General features: G+C 74.2%; 15 protein-coding genes. 9 read left to right on the forward strand and 6 right to left on the reverse strand.

From position 1 onward, the window contains the following. The first annotated feature begins 9 nt into the window (after window positions 1-9). Window positions 10-2,106 carry an amino acid transporter gene (locus tag AMK25_RS12005; protein ID WP_073828426.1) on the forward strand — a complete coding sequence of 699 codons (2,097 nt, stop codon included), beginning with the start codon at window positions 10-12 and terminating at the stop codon, window positions 2,104-2,106. Window positions 2,107-2,116: 10 nt separating this feature from the next. Here AMK25_RS12005 and AMK25_RS12010 read toward each other — a convergent pair whose 3' ends face one another. The 6 genes from AMK25_RS12010 to AMK25_RS12035 all read right to left on the reverse strand — a co-directional run bounded on the left by AMK25_RS12010 (window position 2,117) and on the right by AMK25_RS12035 (window position 7,527). Then, the gene (locus AMK25_RS12010) at window positions 2,117-3,079 is read right to left on the reverse strand and encodes a TIGR03557 family F420-dependent LLM class oxidoreductase (RefSeq protein WP_073828427.1); all 963 of its coding nucleotides are present in this window, start codon (window positions 3,077-3,079) and stop codon (window positions 2,117-2,119) included. Between the two features lie 184 nt (window positions 3,080-3,263). Next, window positions 3,264-3,470 carry a hypothetical protein gene (locus AMK25_RS12015; RefSeq protein ID WP_030504423.1) on the reverse strand — a complete coding sequence of 69 codons (207 nt, stop codon included), beginning with the start codon at window positions 3,468-3,470 and terminating at the stop codon, window positions 3,264-3,266. Between the two features lie 134 nt (window positions 3,471-3,604). After that, window positions 3,605-4,807, reverse strand: coding sequence for a low temperature requirement protein A (locus tag AMK25_RS12020; protein ID WP_073828428.1), 1,203 nt, complete (start codon window positions 4,805-4,807; stop codon window positions 3,605-3,607). 250 nt (window positions 4,808-5,057) lie between these two features. Further along, a complete protein-coding gene (locus tag AMK25_RS12025; protein ID WP_073828429.1) occupies window positions 5,058-6,029 on the reverse strand; it encodes a helix-hairpin-helix domain-containing protein in 972 nt (323 codons plus the stop codon). Window positions 6,030-6,316: 287 nt separating this feature from the next. Then, complete coding sequence (locus AMK25_RS12030) at window positions 6,317-6,664, reverse strand: TcmI family type II polyketide cyclase (RefSeq protein ID WP_073828430.1); 348 nt, start codon at window positions 6,662-6,664, stop codon at window positions 6,317-6,319. A 62-nt stretch (window positions 6,665-6,726) separates the two neighbouring features. Continuing rightward, on the reverse strand, window positions 6,727-7,527 hold the full coding sequence (locus AMK25_RS12035; protein WP_143194724.1) for a BTAD domain-containing putative transcriptional regulator: 801 nt from the start codon (window positions 7,525-7,527) through the stop codon (window positions 6,727-6,729). Between the two features lie 428 nt (window positions 7,528-7,955). Between AMK25_RS12035 and AMK25_RS12040 the strand changes: the two genes are divergently transcribed. Genes AMK25_RS12040 through AMK25_RS12075 form a run of 8 tightly spaced genes read left to right on the forward strand, consistent with a single transcriptional unit; the run spans window position 7,956 to window position 15,595 of the window. Beyond that, window positions 7,956-8,309: a TcmI family type II polyketide cyclase gene (locus tag AMK25_RS12040; RefSeq protein WP_073828432.1), complete on the forward strand. Its 354-nt coding sequence runs from the start codon at window positions 7,956-7,958 to the stop codon at window positions 8,307-8,309. Continuing rightward, the gene (locus tag AMK25_RS12045; protein ID WP_073828433.1) at window positions 8,306-10,030 is read left to right on the forward strand and encodes an acetyl-CoA carboxylase carboxyltransferase subunit alpha; all 1,725 of its coding nucleotides are present in this window, start codon (window positions 8,306-8,308) and stop codon (window positions 10,028-10,030) included. Before AMK25_RS12040 ends, AMK25_RS12045 begins: the two co-directional genes overlap by 4 nt. Then, a complete protein-coding gene (accB, locus tag AMK25_RS12050; protein WP_073828434.1) occupies window positions 10,030-10,506 on the forward strand; it encodes an acetyl-CoA carboxylase biotin carboxyl carrier protein in 477 nt (158 codons plus the stop codon). Before AMK25_RS12045 ends, accB begins: the two co-directional genes overlap by 1 nt. Further along, a complete protein-coding gene (locus AMK25_RS12055) occupies window positions 10,506-11,972 on the forward strand; it encodes an acetyl-CoA carboxylase biotin carboxylase subunit (protein ID WP_073828435.1) in 1,467 nt (488 codons plus the stop codon). Before accB ends, AMK25_RS12055 begins: the two co-directional genes overlap by 1 nt. Beyond that, complete coding sequence (locus tag AMK25_RS12060) at window positions 11,969-12,676, forward strand: SRPBCC family protein (RefSeq protein ID WP_073828436.1); 708 nt, start codon at window positions 11,969-11,971, stop codon at window positions 12,674-12,676. The genes AMK25_RS12055 and AMK25_RS12060 overlap by 4 nt, the downstream gene beginning before the upstream one ends. Then, window positions 12,673-13,083: a cupin domain-containing protein gene (locus tag AMK25_RS12065; RefSeq protein WP_073828437.1), complete on the forward strand. Its 411-nt coding sequence runs from the start codon at window positions 12,673-12,675 to the stop codon at window positions 13,081-13,083. Before AMK25_RS12060 ends, AMK25_RS12065 begins: the two co-directional genes overlap by 4 nt. Beyond that, window positions 13,080-14,351: a beta-ketoacyl-[acyl-carrier-protein] synthase family protein gene (locus AMK25_RS12070; protein WP_073828438.1), complete on the forward strand. Its 1,272-nt coding sequence runs from the start codon at window positions 13,080-13,082 to the stop codon at window positions 14,349-14,351. The genes AMK25_RS12065 and AMK25_RS12070 overlap by 4 nt, the downstream gene beginning before the upstream one ends. Then, on the forward strand, window positions 14,348-15,595 hold the full coding sequence (locus AMK25_RS12075; protein WP_073828439.1) for a beta-ketoacyl synthase N-terminal-like domain-containing protein: 1,248 nt from the start codon (window positions 14,348-14,350) through the stop codon (window positions 15,593-15,595). The genes AMK25_RS12070 and AMK25_RS12075 overlap by 4 nt, the downstream gene beginning before the upstream one ends.

The following is a 15,595-nucleotide window of genomic DNA, read 5'->3' on the forward strand; positions in this document are numbered from 1 at the left end:
GGGGAGCAGATGGGGCAGGCGGGGGACGCGGAACAGCCCAGGCGTACGCGGGAGCGGCGCCGGGAGGCGCACGCCGCCGCGGCTGCCCGGGCCGGCCGGCACGGCGACCACGCCGAGCGGTCCGCTCGTCCCGTGCCGGAGCTGCCGGAACGGGTGGCCGCCCCGGCCCGTCCGGCCCCACCGCCCGGCCGCCTGCACCGGTGGTTGTTCGCCCACCGCGTCGAACCGGTCGGCCCGGAGGTCCGGGAGCACCAGACCCGGTCGCACCCGTGGTGGCAGGTGATGTGCCTGACCGGCGTCGACTACTTCTCCACGCTGTCCTACCTGCCGGGCATCGCGGTCGTGGCGGCCGGCGCGCTCAGCCCGCTGGCCACCCTGCTGATCGTGGCCCTGACCCTGCTCGGGATGCTGCCGATGTACCGGCGGGTGGCCCGGGAGAGCCCGCACGGGCAGGGCTCGGTGGCGATGCTGGAGCGGCTGCTGCCGTTCTGGCGCGGCAAGGTCTTCGTGCTGGTGCTGCTGGGCTTCGTCGCCACCTCGTGGATCATCACGATCACGCTCTCCGCCGCCGACGCCAGCGTGCACCTGCTGGAGAACCCGGTCCTGCCCGCCTCGTTCCCGCACGGGCAGACCGCGGCGGTGCTGGTCACCGTGGCGCTGCTGCTCGTGCTCGGCGGCGTGTTCCTGCTCGGGTTCAGCGAGGCGGTGCAGGTCGCCATCCCGCTGGTGGCGGTGTTCCTGGCGCTGAACGCGGTGGTGGTGGTCGCCGGGGTGGCCGAGCTGGCCGCCGACCCGGCGCCGCTGGCCGACTGGACCGGCCGGCTGGCCGACGCCGGCGGGCCCGGGGACGTGCTGGCCACCAGCGTGCTCGCGTTCCCGCTGCTGGTGCTCGGCCTGTCCGGCTTCGAGACCGGGGTGAGCATGATGCCGCTGGTGCGCGGCCGCGGCGACGATCCGGAGCAGCGGCTGGCCGCCCGCATCCGCAACACCCGTAGGCTGCTCACCGCCGCCGCGCTGATCATGTCGGTGTACCTGATCGCCACCACGTTCGTCACCACCGTGCTGATCCCGCCCGAGGCGTTCGAGCCCGGTGGGCCGGCCAACGGCCGGGCGCTCGCGTTCCTCGCCCACGAGCATCTCGGCCAGGCGTTCGGCACCGTCTACGACATCAGCAGCATCCTCATCCTCTGGTTCGCCGGCGCCTCGGCGATGGCCGGGCTGATCAACATCGTGCCGCGCTACCTGCCGTCGTACGGCATGGCGCCGGAGTGGGGTCGCGCGGTCCGCCCGGTGGTCCTCGTCTACACCGCGATCAGCGTCGCCATCACCATCGCGTTCTCCGCCGACGTCAACGCCCAGGCCGGCGCGTACGCCACGGGCATCCTGGCGATGATGGTCTCCGGCGCGATAGCGGTGACCATCGCGGCGCTGCGGGCCGGCAGCCGCGCGGCCGGCGCCGGGTTCGCGCTGCTCACCGCCGTGCTGCTGTACGCGCTGGCGGAGAACGTGGTGGCCAAGCCCGACGGGATCACGATCTCCGGGTTCTTCATCGCCGGGATCGTCGCGGTGTCACTGATCTCCCGGGTCACCCGGACCACCGAGCTGCGCGCCGAGCGGATCGAGTTCGACGAGACGGCCCGCCGGTTCGTCGACGAGTCGGTGGCCCGGGACGGGCGGCTGCACCTGATCGCCAACAAGCGGCAGCGCGGGTCGGTCAAGGAGTACCGGGTGAAGGAGCGGGCGCAACGGTCGATGAACCCGGTGCCCGGCGCCGCCGACGTGCTCTTCCTGGAAATCGACGTGAGCGACCCGTCGCAGTTCAGCCAGGTGCTGCGGGTGCACGGGGTGGAGGCCGGCGGCTACCGGATCCTGCGAGCCAGCAGCCCGGCCGCGCCGAACGCGATCGCCGCGATCCTGCTGGCGCTGCGCGACGCCACCGGGGTACGCCCGCACTGCCACTTCGAGTGGTCGGAGGGGAACCCGATCGCTCACCTGCTGCGCTACCTCATCCTCGGCCGGGGTGACACCCCGCCGGTGGTGCGGGAGATCATCCGCAAGTCCGAGCCGGATCCCACCCGCCGTCCCGGCATCCACGTCGGCGGCTGACCCGCCCGGCCTAGGACCCGAGGGCGCGGACCCGGGCGAGCAGGTCGCGGGCGCAGAAGTCGAGGAAGCCGTCCGGGTCCGGGCCGGCGTTCTGCAGCACGATGTGGTCGAAGCCGGCCTCGACGTACGCGCGGGCCTTCTCCACGTGCGGCCCGGCATCCGGGCCGACGGAGAACTGCCTGCGGATGTGGTGGTCCTCGACCCAGGTGGTGGCGGCGTCGAAGTTCACCGGGTTCGGCAGCTCGCTCATCACCTTCCAGCCGGTGACCGCCCAGCGGCTGGTCTCCTTCGCCGCGCGTACCGCCGACTCCTCGTCGGTGGCCCATGCCATCGGCACCTCCGCGTAGCGCGGGCCCTGGCCGCCGGCGTTGCGGTACTGGTCGACGATGGACGACTTCGGCTCGGTGGCGAACAGGCCGGTGCCCAGCTCGGCGGCCAGTCCGGCGGACTCCCGGCCGCTGGCCGCCACGGCGATCACCGGCGGATCGTCGGGCAGGTCCCAGATCCGGGCGTCCTCCAGCTTCAGGTGCCGCCCCTCGTAGGACCGGTAACCGCCCTGCCAGAGCAACCGGATGATCTCCAGCGCCTCGCGCAGCCGCTCGTGCCGCCCCCGTACGCTGGGGAAACCCTGCCCGATGACGTGCTCGTTGAGCCGCTCGCCGGCGCCCACTCCGAGCGTGAACCGCCCGTCGGAGATCAGCGCCATGGTCGCCGCGGCCTGCGCGACGATCGCCGGGTGGTAGCGGACGGTGGGGCAGGTGACGCCGGTGGCGAGGCCGAGCGTGCTGGTACGGGCGGCGATCGCGCCGAGCGCGCTCCAGGTGAAGCAGGAATGCCCCTGCGACTCCAGCCAGGGGTGGTAGTGGTCGCTCATCTCGACGAAGTCGAAGCCGGCCTCCTCGGCCCGGATCGCCTGCCGGATGAGTTCCTGGGGTCCGAACGCCTCCGAGGCGAGCTTGTAGCCGATCCGCATGCCCGGTTCTCCGTTCCCGTCGTCGGCGGACCGCTGCCGTTCCCACCCCTCCGCCCGGCAAACCCCGACCAAACCCAGCCTCCTAGGACGCGCTGGAGGTGGTGACGTGCCGCGCCCCGGGCACGGAACGGCCCGCGCTCGCCGGGCGGGCGCGGGCCGAGAGGGGAGTACGGGGGGTGGCGGCCTACTTGGACGGCTCGGGAAGCTTGCAGTCCACCTTCGGGTTGGCGCCGATGTAGTTCAGCGGGCCGGCCACGATGGTGACCAGGATCGTGCCCGCCTCCGCGCAGTTCGTCTCGTCGTTGCCGTAGTAGCCGCGCTGACCGGCGGCGATGGCACCGATGATGAGCCAGATGACGACCAGGACGCCGAATATCGAGGTGCCGCGCATCAGTTGCCTCCACTGGGGTTGTGGTGGATTCGAGGTGGAGGCCATGTACCCCGGGCGGGTGATCCGTCAAACGGCGCGCCGGTCCCGGCACGGCCGATTCCGATTACCGGCGGCGCCCGTCAGTGTGGCGCCCGTCAGTGCGGCGGCATCGGCTCCTCGGGCGGGCGGCCCCGGCTCCGGCGGTAGTCGGCGACGGCCACCCCGGCCAGGACCAGCATCGCGCCCGCGGAGGCGTAGACCGGCGCCAGGAACAACCCGGCCGGCGCGATCGTCAACAGCGCCAGCACCCCGCCGGGGCGGGACCGCGAGACTCGGCTGAACACCTCGTACTCGAAGGCGGCCCGACCGGTCAGGAACAGCGCCGGGCCGCCGAGGATCACCGCCAGCCAGGCCGGCGGGGTGTGGCCCGTCGGTTCCAGCAGGACCAGGTCGAAGCCCGCCGCGGTGGCCACCACGCCGGCCACCATCAGCAGATGGGTGTACGGCGCGGTGTTGAGGAACCGGCTCGGCTGGGCGGCCCGGGCGATGGCGTGCGGCAGCAGCTCACCGGACTTGTGCACGTAGATGCGCCAGAGCAGCAGCGTGGTGGAGAACGCGACGGCGAAGGCGGCCAGGTTCTCCACCTCCGAGTGGTGCGTGCTGAACACGGTGCCGGCGACCAGCACGGCGTCGCCGAGCGCGATGATGAAGAACTGCTGGTACCGCTCGGAGAGGTGCTCGGCGGTCACGTTGCGCTGGGCGTGCGGCACCGCGCCCAGCCAGGGCACCGGATACGCCAGCCGGAACCCGAGATAGTCGATGGCCAGGGCGCCGGCCCAGAACCACAACCGGGCGGTGCCGTGCGCGGCGAGCGCGCCGATCAACCAGGGCACCGCCGACACGGCGAACCAGACGAAGATGCGGATGGCCCGGCGGCTGCTCTGCGTATGTCGGCGCACGGCGGGCATCAGGAACAGGCCGCGTCCGAGATGGATCGCCACGTACGTGCCGCCGAACACCAGGCCGCGAGAGGCGAACGCCTCCGGGATGGCTGTGGTCATCAGCAGCGCGCCGAACATCACCGCCACGATCAGCAGCTTGATCTCGGTGCGCTGCGGATCGTAGATGTCGGTGACGAGCGTGGTGATCGCCCAGGTCCACCAGATCGCCATCAGCATGATCAGGGATTCGGCGGCCCGCTGCCAGCTGACACCGGCCACCAGGTTGCGCGAGATCAGCGCGAGCGCGACCACGTAGACCAGGTCGAAGAAGAGCTCCAGCAGCGTGACCCGGCGCGGTGCCTCCGGATCGCGGACCGGCGCTCGCCGGCCGGCGGGCTCCGGCGCTGCGGTGGGCACGACATGCTCCTGCGGGTGGCGGTTCGTGCGGCGGGCCGTGCCGGCCCTTCACCGACCGTAGTCATGCCCGCCCGCGTGCGGTCAGTTTTCCGACATACCGGGTCCGGGCCCGGGGGTGACGGGGTGGTGATGTCACCACGTCGGGGTGCTGGTGGGTTGGTGCGCGAGTTCGGGGAGGTGGCGGGGGTGGGGAAACGCGCCGGGCCGGTGGCGACCATCGTCACCACCGGCCCGGAATGCGGGGGAGCGTCTACTCGGCGGCGGCCGGGAGCACCCGGTCGGCGTCCGCGCCGGCACCCGCCAGCACCTTCGCCTGCTGTGGCCAGGTGGCCAGACCCGGCGCGGAGCGCAGGCCGGCGGCCTTCACCGTCTCCCGCAGCGCGGCTTCGTCCAGCTCGGCGAGCTGCCGGTAGGTGCGGATCCCGGCTTCCTGCAGAGCAGCGGCCAGCTTCGGCCCGATGCCCTGGATCCGCCGGAAGTCGTCCGGCGCGCCGGTGTCCGTAGCGGCCGGGACGTCGTTCTCGACCGAGGCACGCGGCGCGGGCACGGCGAGCGGCTCGGTGGCCTCGACCGGCGCTGCCTCGACGGCCTGCGCGTCGATGGTCGTGCCGACCACGGGCTCGTGCTCCGCGACCGGCTCGTCCTGCGCGGCGGTGGCCGGAACCGTCACCGGGTCGGAGTCAACGGTGGCCGGAGCCGTCACCGAGTCGGCGTCGGCCACGGGCACGGCAACCGGTTCGGTGGCCACCGGCTCGTTCTCGGCCGGGGCCGACACCGGCTTGGACACGACCGGCTCGGAGGCAACGGGCTCGGGCTCGGACACGGCCGGCTCGGAAACGACGGGCTCGGACACGACGGGCTCGGAGGCGACCGGCTCGGACACGACGGGCTCGGACGCGACGGGCTCGGAGGCGACCGGGTCGGAGGCGTCGAGGGAGGACTCGGCGGGCTCGTCGGCGGAACGGGCGGCGGTGGCGACGGCCGGCTCGGCGGTCGCGGACGCGGACTCAGCGAGGGCGGGCTCGGAAACGGTGGCGGCCGCCGGGGGCTCGTCGACGACCGCGGCCGGGCGCGGCTCGTCGATGGTGGCGGTCACCGCGGGGGTGGTCTCCACCGTGGGCGTCGCGGCGCCGGACCGGCGGCCGCTGACCACCCAGCCGACGACCAGTCCGATGAGCAGGGCCAGGATCACGAACAGCCACTGCCCGAAGCTCGACGGCATGGCCAACCTCCTTCTATGTACGTGCACGACGATGGCGAAAGACTCGGGGCAGCTTCGCACACGCGCGCCGCCGACGACAGGCAGGCCGGTGCCGGGCCGCGACGGCGGGACGGGCGGTGCCCGCCGGTGGCCGGAAAGTGACCGAGCGTGCGTCGGGCGACGGTGGAGGACCTGCCGGCGCACGGCCAAGCGGTCAGCGGGAATCGAGTCGTGGACGGCCGGGAGGCGCCCCGGAACCTGGGTGCCGTGCGTGGTTCCGGGGCGCCCCGTCCGTCGCCCGTGTCCGGTCAGTGGATCCGGTCGGGCGCAGGGGTGCCGGCGGCGGTCCAGCTGTAGAAGCAGCCGGCCACCGCGTCCCGGGGCGAGTCCCAGGTCGGCAGGTACGGCGAGGTGTGCGCGGACAGCCGCTTGTTCATCTGCTCGTAGAGCGGGTTGTCGCGCAGTTCCGCGGTCAGGTCGGGCGCCACGTCGACCGTCTCCATCAGATGGACGCACAGGTCGTGCAGGTAGTACAGGGACCGGTGCCGGACGCCGGTGAGGTGGGGCAGTTCCGTCGCGTCGGACTCGGCGAAGATCTGCGCCACCCGTCCCTGTGCGCCCGGCACGATCCGGCTGACCACCAACAGTCGACTCATCGTGACCCCCTCCGCCGCACCGGTGCTGGCCTCACCGTGTCGGTCGCGCTGTCACCTCGCCGTCACCGCGTACCCCGGGGTATTGATGGTGGTGCCGCCTTGGCGGCCCGGTCCGTGCGGCGCGGCGGCGGCGGTTCCGGACGGCTGGCGCGGCGGATCGGCGCGAGCGTGTCGTCCAGCAGCGCCGTCATGGCCGGGGAGGGTTCCAGACGCAGTTCGCGCAGGAGCAGGTCACGGTAGACGTAGAAGGAGTGGACCGCCTCGAACGCGTTGCCCTCGGCCAGGTGGATGCGGACCACCAGGCGGTGCGGGGTCTCCCGCAGCGGTTCGGCGGCCATTGCCTCCAGCGCCGCCTCCAGCGCCTCGCCGTGCCGGCCGGCGGTGAGGTGGTTGCCGGCGAGTTCCTCCAGCATGTGCAGGCGCAGTTGGCGCAGCCGCTCGCGTTCCAGCAGCACCCAGTCGTCGTACCAGCCGGGGAGCAGGTCGTGGCGGCCGGCGCCGGTTGCGCCGCGGGGGACGGCGCCCTCGCGTACCAGCGCCGCCGTCTCCACCAGGTCGTCCACGTCCAAGCGGACGGTCGGGCCGAGGCGGACCGTGTCGCCGTCGGTGCGCAGCGGGCAGCACGGGTCCTGCCGCAGCCGCCACAGCGCGGTACGCAGCGACGACAACGCGCGCTCCTCCGGGGTCTCGGGCCAGAGCAGCCCGGCGAGGTGGCTGCGGGTTGCGGCCGGGCGCAGGCCGATCAGGGCGATGACGCGTTGCAGGCCCCGGGGCACGACCACCGGTGTGTCGTCGTGCAGCAACTGGAATCCGCCGAGCAGGTGCAGTGCCACCCGTGGGGCGGGTTCGCCCGCCGTCGGCATCCTCGATCCACCCGACACGGCGCACCCCCCAGCACCGGAACCCTCGTCCCGACCTCGTCTCCCGGCCCGTCGCCCGCGACGCCGGTGTCGGAACGCCTCCGCCACGGTCGGGAACCTCCACCGTGGCCGGGCTGACCGAGACGGAGAATATCAACGCCTGTTACTCTCAGTCAACGGTCGGTCGTTCACCTGACTGCCCGCAGTAGGCTCCGTGACACGCCCGTGATCTGCGAATAAGTGTCGCCGCCGGAGCCCGGAAGGCGATCTTCCCATAGCTCGCGCACAGCTTCCGTCAACGCAGCGTCACCATGTTTGTGGCGCGATGGGGCGCGGTTGACGCCCGGTAGACGGCTTCGGCGGCACCGTGTGGCAATCCGTGCGGCGCGACCGGTTCGCCGCGCACCGGGACGTACGCAGGGAGGCCGCGAATGGACCGTTCGCTCATCGTCGCCAAGGTGGTGCCCACGGCCGAGGACCGGGTGGCCGAGATCTTCGCCGAGTCCGACGCGACCGAGCTGCCGGGCCTGGTCGGTGTCCGGCACCGTTCGCTGTACCGGCTGCACGATCTCTACGTCCATCTGCTGGAGACGGAGACGCCCGCGCAGGGCGCGGTGGAGGACAACCGTGGGCATCCGGAGTTCGTCCGGATCAGCGAACGGCTGCGGCCGTTCATCTCGCCGTACCTGCCGACGTGGCGCTCGCCCCGCGACGCGATGGCGCACTGCTTCTACCGGTACGACGCCCCGGCCCACCTGCACGACGCCGCCGGGCGGCCACAGTGACCACCACCGCCCCGCGCGACGAGCAGCTCTGGTCCCGGTGCGACGGGTGCGCCTCGCTGCTCTACCGCAAGCGGCTGCGCCGCAACCTGGACGTGTGTCCGGAGTGTGGCTCGCACGCCCGGCTCGACGCGCCGGACCGGGTGGCGCAGCTCGCCGACCCGGACTCGTTCACGCCGCTGCCGGACCGGGCGGTACGCGTCGACCCGATCGAGTTCGTCGACGCGCTGCCGTACCCGCACCGGCTCGGCGCGGCCCGCGCGAGCACCGGCCTGGACGAGGCGGTGCTCTGCGGCACCGCCCGGGTGGGCGGGCACCCCGTGGCGCTGGCGGTGATGGACTTCCGCTTCCTCGGCGGCAGCCTCGGCTGCGCGGTCGGTGAACTGATCACCCGTACCGCCGAGCGGGCGCTGGCCGACGACGTCCCGCTGGTGCTGGTGACCGCGTCCGGCGGCGCGCGGATGCAGGAGGGCGCGCTGTCGCTGATGCAGATGGCCACCGTCAGCCAGGCCCTCGCGGGGATGCGGGAGGCGGGTCTGCTGACGGTCAGCGTGGTCACCGACCCCACGTACGGCGGGGTGGCCGCCTCCTTCGCCACCAACACCGACCTGGTGCTCGCCGAGAGCGGCGCCCGGCTGGGCTTCGCCGGCCCCCGGGTGATCCGCCAGGTCACCGGTGCCACGCTGCCGGAGGGCTTCCAGACCGCCGAGTACCTGCTGCGCCACGGCCAGGTGGACATGGTGGTGCCCCGGCACGCACTGCGGGGCCGGCTCGCCGCGCTGCTCGCCGCCGCCGACTCCGGCCGCCGCGCGCCGGTGACCGCGCCCGCGCCGCGCCCGGCGCCCACCGTGACCGCCGCGCCCGCCGCGCCGGACCGCGACCCCTGGGAGACGGTACGCACGGCACGGCACCCGGGCCGGCCGACCACACTGGACTACCTGGAGACCGCGTTCGACGGGTTCGTGGAGCTGCACGGCGACCGGCTCGGCGCGGACTGCCCAGCCGTCGTCGGCGGCATCGCCCGCCTCGACGGCCGGCCGGTGATGGTGATCGGCCACCAGAAGGGACACACCACCGCCGAGCTGGTCACCCGCAACTTCGGCATGGCCAGCCCGGCCGGGCACCGCAAGGCGCTGCGGCTGATGCGCCTCGCGGCCCGGCTGCGGCTGCCGGTGGTGACGCTCGTGGACACGCCCGGCGCGGACCCGGGGGTGACCGCCGAGCAACAGGGCCAGGCGGCGGCGATCGCGGAGAACATCCTCGCGCTCACCGTGCTGCCCACGCCGGTGGTGGCGGTGGTCACCGGCGAGGGCGGCAGCGGCGGCGCGCTCGCGCTCGCGGTCGCCGACCGGGTCCTCATGCTGGAACACGCCGTCTACTCGGTGATCAGCCCCGAGGGCTGCGCCGCGATCCTCTGGCCGGACAGCTCGGCCGCCCCGCAGGCCGCCCGCGCGCTGCGCCTCACCGGCGCCGACCTGTGCCGCCTCGGCGTGGTCGACGAGCTGGTGCCGGAACCGCGTCCCGGCGCGCACGCCGACCCGGCCGGCGCGGCGGAGCTGCTGCGCCGCGCGGTCGCGGCGAACCTCGCCCCGCTGCTCACCGTCCCGTCGGCCACCCTGGTACGCCGTCGCCGGCAGCGCTTCCGCCGCTTCGGGGCGGCCCGCTCGGCCACTTCCGGCCCCGCCGCGGCCCCGCGCGCCGCCGAGCGGCCGGAGGTGGCGTGATGGCCGAAGCGGAAGCCGAGCAGGTGCTCGACGGGCTGCGCCGGCAGGCCCGCAAGCTCGTCGCCGACCTGGCCGGGCCGGTGCGCCGGGTGCGGCTGCGCAGCGGCGAGTCGGTGCTGGAGGTCGAGTGGCACGACCCGGCGCCACCGGCACCGCGCGCCGGGGCCGAACCGGTGGGCGTGCGGATCGAGGAGCCCGCCCGGCAGGCGGCGCCCGCCGACCGGCCGACCGTGCGGGCACCGGTGGTGGGCACGTTCTACCGGGCCCCCGAGCCCGGGGCCATGCCGTTCGTCGCGGTCGGCGACATGGTCCGCCCCGGCCAGGTGGTCGGGATCGTCGAGGCCATGAAGCTGATGAACGAGGTGACCGCCGGCCAGGCCGGACGGGTGGTCGAGGTGCTTGTCGACGACGGCAAGCCCGTCGAGTACGACCAGCCGCTGATCGCCCTGGAACCGGTCACCGGACAGGACGGCTGATGTTCGACAAGGTGCTGATCGCCAACCGGGGCGAGATCGCGCTGCGGGTGCTGCGCGCCTGCCGGGAACTCGGCGTGCGCACTGTGGTGGTGCACTCCAGCGCCGACGCCGACTCGCTGCCGGTGCGGCTGGCTGACGAGGCGGTCCGGATCGGCCCGGCGGCCAGCCGGCGCAGCTACCTCAACGCGGCGGCGATCGTCGAGGCGGCCCGGCAGACCGGCGCGCAGGCGATCCACCCCGGTTACGGCTTCCTGTCCGAGGACGCCGACTTCGCCGAGATCTGCGCCGGGAACGGACTGGTCTTCGTCGGCCCGCCGCCGCAGGTGATGGCCGCGCTCGCCGACAAGTCGACAGCGCGGGCGCTGATGAGCAGGGCCGGGCTGCCGCTGCCGCCGGGCAGCGTCCGGACGCTGGCGACGGCCGCCGAGGCGCAGGAGGTGGCCGCCGAGGTGGGCTACCCGGTCATCGTCAAGGCCGCGGCGGGCGGGGGCGGGCGCGGCATGACTGTGGTGCGCTCGGCCGCCGAGCTGCCCCGCGCGTACGCCCGCACCCGCGCGGCCGCGCAGGTCGCGTTCGGCGACGACCGGGTGTACGTCGAGCGGTACCTCGCCGACGCCCGGCACGTCGAGGTGCAGGTGCTCTGCGACGGCCAGGGCAACGGCGTGCACCTGGGCACCCGGGACTGCTCGGTGCAGCGGCGGCACCAGAAGCTGATCGAGGAGGCGCCCGCCCCGGCGCTGCGGCAGGCCACCCTGGACACCGTCGCCGAGGTGGCGCTGCGCGGCGCGCTGTCGGTCGGCTTCGTCGGCGCCGGCACCGTGGAGTTCCTGGTGGACGAGGCGGAACGCTGCCACTTCCTGGAGATCAACTGTCGGATCCAGGTGGAACACCCGGTCACCGAGATGATCACCGGCGTGGACCTGGTGCAGGAGCAGCTGCACATCGCCTACGGCACCCCGCTGCGCCTGCGGCAGTCCGACGTGCGGCTGAGCGGCGTGGCGATCGAGTGCCGGGTCAACGTGGAGGACCCGGACCGCGACTTCGCGCCCGCGCCCGGCCGGCTGGACCGGTTCCGGCCGCCCGGCGGCCCGTTCACCCGGGTCGACACCCACGGGCACACCGGCTACCTGGTCAGCCCGCACTACGACTCGCTGCTGGCGAAGGTGGCCGTCTGGGCGCCGGACCGGGACGCCGCGCTGGACCGGCTCGACCGCGCGTTGGCCGAGTTCGACGTGGCCGGTCCCGGCGTGCGTACCACCATCCCGTTCGCCCGGCGGGTGCTGCGCGACCCCGCGTTCCGCGCCGCCCGGCACACCACCGACGTCGTGGACCGCCTGCTCGCCCCGCCCGCCGAGGACGCCGCACGCGCCGCCGTGCCCGACCCGCGCGCCGAGGCCGACCCGGCCGGCCGCACCCCCGTCAGCGCCGCGCCCGCCGCCGGCCCGACCACCTGGAGGAACCGATGACAGTCGCCCCCGACCGCCCGCTCGCCCGCGAGATCACCGACATCCTGGTCACGCACTGCGGCCTGGACCCGGACGCCGCCGCCAGCACGCCCGCCGCGAGCCTGGAGGAGCTGGGCATGGACTCGCTGGCGCTGCTCGAACTGTCGGCGGTGGTGGCCGACAGGTGGCGGGTGAAGATTCCCGAACAGGCCGGGCAGCTCAGCATCGCCGGCGTCGCCGACCTGGTCGCCCGCAAGGCGGATCCGCCCGGGCACACCGAGAACGCCGTCGACATCGACGCGCCGCTGCCGCTGGTCTGGGAGATCACCAACGACGTGGCCGGGTGGCCCGAGCTGTTCACCGAGTACGCGGTCGCGGAGATCCTGCACCGCGACGGCGACACGGTCCGCTTCCGGCTCACCATGCACCCCGACGAGAACGGCGTGGCGTGGAGCTGGGTCAGCGAACGCACCGCCGACCCGGCCACCCGCGAGGTGCACGCCCGGCGCGTCGAGACCGGGCCGTTCGAGTACATGCGCATCCACTGGCGGTACGAGGAGATCCCCGGCGGCACCCGGATGACGTGGACGCAGGACTTCGCGATGAAGCCGACCGCGCCCGTCGACAACGCCGGCATGACCGACCGGATCAACACCAACAGCGCGATCCAGCTCGCCGTGATCAAGGAAAAGATCGAGCGGGCGCACGCGGGAGGCACGCGATGACCGACACGACCACCGCCCGGGTCTCCGTCCACGACGTACCGGCCGACCGCCGCCGCGGCGGGGAGCTGCGGGTGCTGCTCGGCCCGAAGACAGTCGGCAGCACCTCCGGTTTCATGGGCGTGGCCACGCTCGCGCCGGGGGAGCGGATCGCCGAGCACTACCACCCGTACAGCGAGGAGTTCCTCTACGTCGCCCGCGGCACGATCACCGTCGACCTGGACGACGTGCCGGTGCCGGTGGCCGCCGGGGAGGCGCTCTACGTGCCGAAGGACGTGCGGCACCGGCTGCGCAACACCGGCGACGAGCCCGCCGAGGTGGTGTTCCACCTCGGGCCCCTCGCCCCGCGCCCGGAGCTCGGCCACGTCGACACCGAGAGCGCGGCGCCGCCGCCACGGGAGCCGTCGTGACCGGCCGGCGCACGGTGGTCACCGGTGTCGGCGTCGTCGCGCCCGGCGGCGCCACCCGGGACCGGTTCTGGAAGACGATCACCGAGGGGCGCACCGCGACCCGGCGGATCAGCTTCTTCGACCCGTCGCCGTTCCGCTCGCAGATCGCCGCCGAGTGCGACTTCGACCCGGACGCCGCCGGGATCACGCTCGCCGAGCGGCAGCGCGCCGACCGGTACGTGCAGTTCGCGCTCGCCTGCTCCGCCGAGGCGCTCGCGGACAGCGGCCTGAGCCTCACCGACGCGCAGCGTGAGCGCGCCGGGGTGGTGCTCGGCACCGCGGTCGGCGGGACCATGGCGCTGGAGCAGGAGTACGTGCGGGTCAGCGACTCCGGTCGGCACTGGCTGGTCGACCACTCCCTCGGTGGGCCGTACCTCTATCAGGCGCTGGTGCCCAGCAGCCTGGCCGCCGACGTGGCGTGCCGGCACGGCCTGCACGGCCCGGCGCAGGTCATCTCCACCGGCTGCACCTCCGGCATCGACGCGATCGGGTACGCCCACCAGCTCGTCGCCGACGGCGAGGCCGACGTGGTGCTGGCCGGGGCGGCCGACTCGCCGATCTCCCCGGTCACAGTCGCCTCGTTCGACGCGATCGGCGCGACCAGCCCGGACAACGACGACCCGGAGCACGCCTCCCGGCCGTTCGACGCCGACCGGCACGGGTTCGTGCTCGCCGAGGGCGCCGCCGTGCTGGTGCTGGAGGAGGCCGAGCACGCCCGCCGCCGGGGCGCGCACGTGTACTGCGAGGTCGCCGGGTACGCCAGCCGCAGCAACGGCTTCCACATGACCGGGCTGCGCCCCGACGGCGCCGAGATGGCGGTGGCCATCAGCGACGCGCTGCGCCAGGCCCGGCTCGCCCCGTCAGCCGTGTCGTACATCAGCGCGCACGGCTCCGGCACCCGGCAGAACGACAGGCACGAGACGGCCGCGTTCAAACGCGCGCTGGGGGAGACCGCGTACCGGGTGCCGATCAGCTCGATCAAGTCGATGGTGGGCCACTCGCTCGGCGCCATCGGCTCGATCGAGATGGCCGCCTGCGCGCTGGCCATCGAGTACGGCGTGGTGCCACCCACCGCCAACTGGACCACCCGCGACCCGGAGTGCGACCTGGACTACGTGCCGAACGAGGCCCGGGAGGTGCCGGTGGACGTGGCGCTGTCGGTGGGCAGCGGGTTCGGCGGTTTCCAGTCCGCGATGGTGTTCCGCCGGCTCGCGGTGACGCCGGCATGACCGCGCGGGCCGTGGTGACGGGCATCGGCGTGGTCGCGCCCAGCGGCGTCGGCGCCGAGGCGCACTGGAACACCGTGCTCGCCGGCACCCGGCGTACCGGGCCGATCACGCTGTTCGACCCGGAGCGGTATCCGACCCGGGTGGCCGGGGAGGTGGCCGACTTCGACCCGGCCGGGTCCAGCGACACCCGGCAGCGGGTGCAGACCGACAGGTGGACCCACCTCGGCTTCGCCGCCACCAAGCTGGCGCTCGCTGACGCCGGGCTGCCCGAGGTGTCACCGGACCCGTACAAGTGGGCGGTCACGCTCGCCAGCTCCTCGGGCGGCAACCTGTTCGGGCAGCGGGAGCTGCAACGGCTCTGGGGCGGGCCGACCCGCACCGTCGGGGCGTACCAGTCGATCGCCTGGTTCTACGCGGCCAGCGTCGGGCAGCTGTCGATCCGCCACCAGTTCAAGGGGCCGTCCGGGGTGACCGTGTCCGAGTCGGCCGGCGGGCTGGACAGCCTGGCGCACGCGGTGCGCACCGTCCGCCGGGGTACGCCCGTGGTCATCGCCGGGGCCACCGAGTGCCCGCTGAGCCCGTACGCGCTCGCCTGCCAGCTGCGTTCCGGCCTGCTCAGCGACGTGGCCGACCCGGAGGGGGCGTACCGGCCGTTCGACGTCGCGGCCAGCGGCTACGTGCCGGCCGAGGGCGGCGCGGTCTTCGTGGTCGAGGAGCTGGGCCACGCGCTGGCCCGGGGCGCCCGCGTCTACGGCGAGATCACCGGCTGGGCCGCCACCCACGACGCCGCGCCCACCGACCCGGCCGTCGGCCCGGACCCGGCCCACTACGCCCGCGCGATGCGGCTGGCGCTGGAACGCGCCGCGGTACGCCCGCACGACGTGGACGTGATCTGGCCGGACGCGCTCGGAGTGCCCGCGTACGACCGGTCCGAGGCCGACGCGCTGCGCGCCGTGTTCGGCGCCCGGACCCCGCCGGTGACCACCCAGAAGCCGCTGACCGGCCGCGCCCATCAGGGCGGGTCGGCGCTGGACGCGGCCACCGCGCTGCTGGCGTTCCGCCGGGGGATGCTGCCCGCCTCCGCCGGCCCGGAGGAGCCGGCGCCCGGCTGCGAGCTGACGTTCCTGCGGCAGCCGCGTCCGCCGCGCAGCCGGATCGCGCTGGTCGGGGCGCGCGGCTTCGACGGCTTCAACAGCGCGCTGGTGCTGCGCGGCGCCGCGCCCCCACCGGCGGGTGACCGCTGA

This window comes from Micromonospora sp. TSRI0369, assembly GCF_001905625.1.
In the GTDB taxonomy this organism is placed as follows: Bacteria; Actinomycetota; Actinomycetes; order Mycobacteriales; family Micromonosporaceae; genus Micromonospora; species Micromonospora echinospora_A.

Bases quoted from the DNA above. Each gene is read 5' to 3' on its own strand.
- AMK25_RS12005 (WP_073828426.1), top strand. From the start codon at position 10: ATGGGGCAGGCGGGGGACGCGGAACAGCCCAGGCGTACGCGGGAGCGG.
- AMK25_RS12010 (WP_073828427.1), bottom strand. From the start codon at position 3,079: ATGCGGATCGGCTACAAGCTCGCCTCGGAGGCGTTCGGACCCCAGGAA.
- AMK25_RS12015 (WP_030504423.1), bottom strand. From the start codon at position 3,470: ATGCGCGGCACCTCGATATTCGGCGTCCTGGTCGTCATCTGGCTCATC.
- AMK25_RS12025 (WP_073828429.1), bottom strand. From the start codon at position 6,029: ATGCCGTCGAGCTTCGGGCAGTGGCTGTTCGTGATCCTGGCCCTGCTC.
- AMK25_RS12030 (WP_073828430.1), bottom strand. From the start codon at position 6,664: ATGAGTCGACTGTTGGTGGTCAGCCGGATCGTGCCGGGCGCACAGGGA.
- AMK25_RS12035 (WP_143194724.1), bottom strand. From the start codon at position 7,527: ATGCCGACGGCGGGCGAACCCGCCCCACGGGTGGCACTGCACCTGCTC.
- AMK25_RS12040 (WP_073828432.1), top strand. From the start codon at position 7,956: ATGGACCGTTCGCTCATCGTCGCCAAGGTGGTGCCCACGGCCGAGGAC.
- accB (WP_073828434.1), top strand. From the start codon at position 10,030: ATGGCCGAAGCGGAAGCCGAGCAGGTGCTCGACGGGCTGCGCCGGCAG.
- AMK25_RS12055 (WP_073828435.1), top strand. From the start codon at position 10,506: ATGTTCGACAAGGTGCTGATCGCCAACCGGGGCGAGATCGCGCTGCGG.
- AMK25_RS12060 (WP_073828436.1), top strand. From the start codon at position 11,969: ATGACAGTCGCCCCCGACCGCCCGCTCGCCCGCGAGATCACCGACATC.
- AMK25_RS12065 (WP_073828437.1), top strand. From the start codon at position 12,673: ATGACCGACACGACCACCGCCCGGGTCTCCGTCCACGACGTACCGGCC.
- AMK25_RS12075 (WP_073828439.1), top strand. From the start codon at position 14,348: ATGACCGCGCGGGCCGTGGTGACGGGCATCGGCGTGGTCGCGCCCAGC.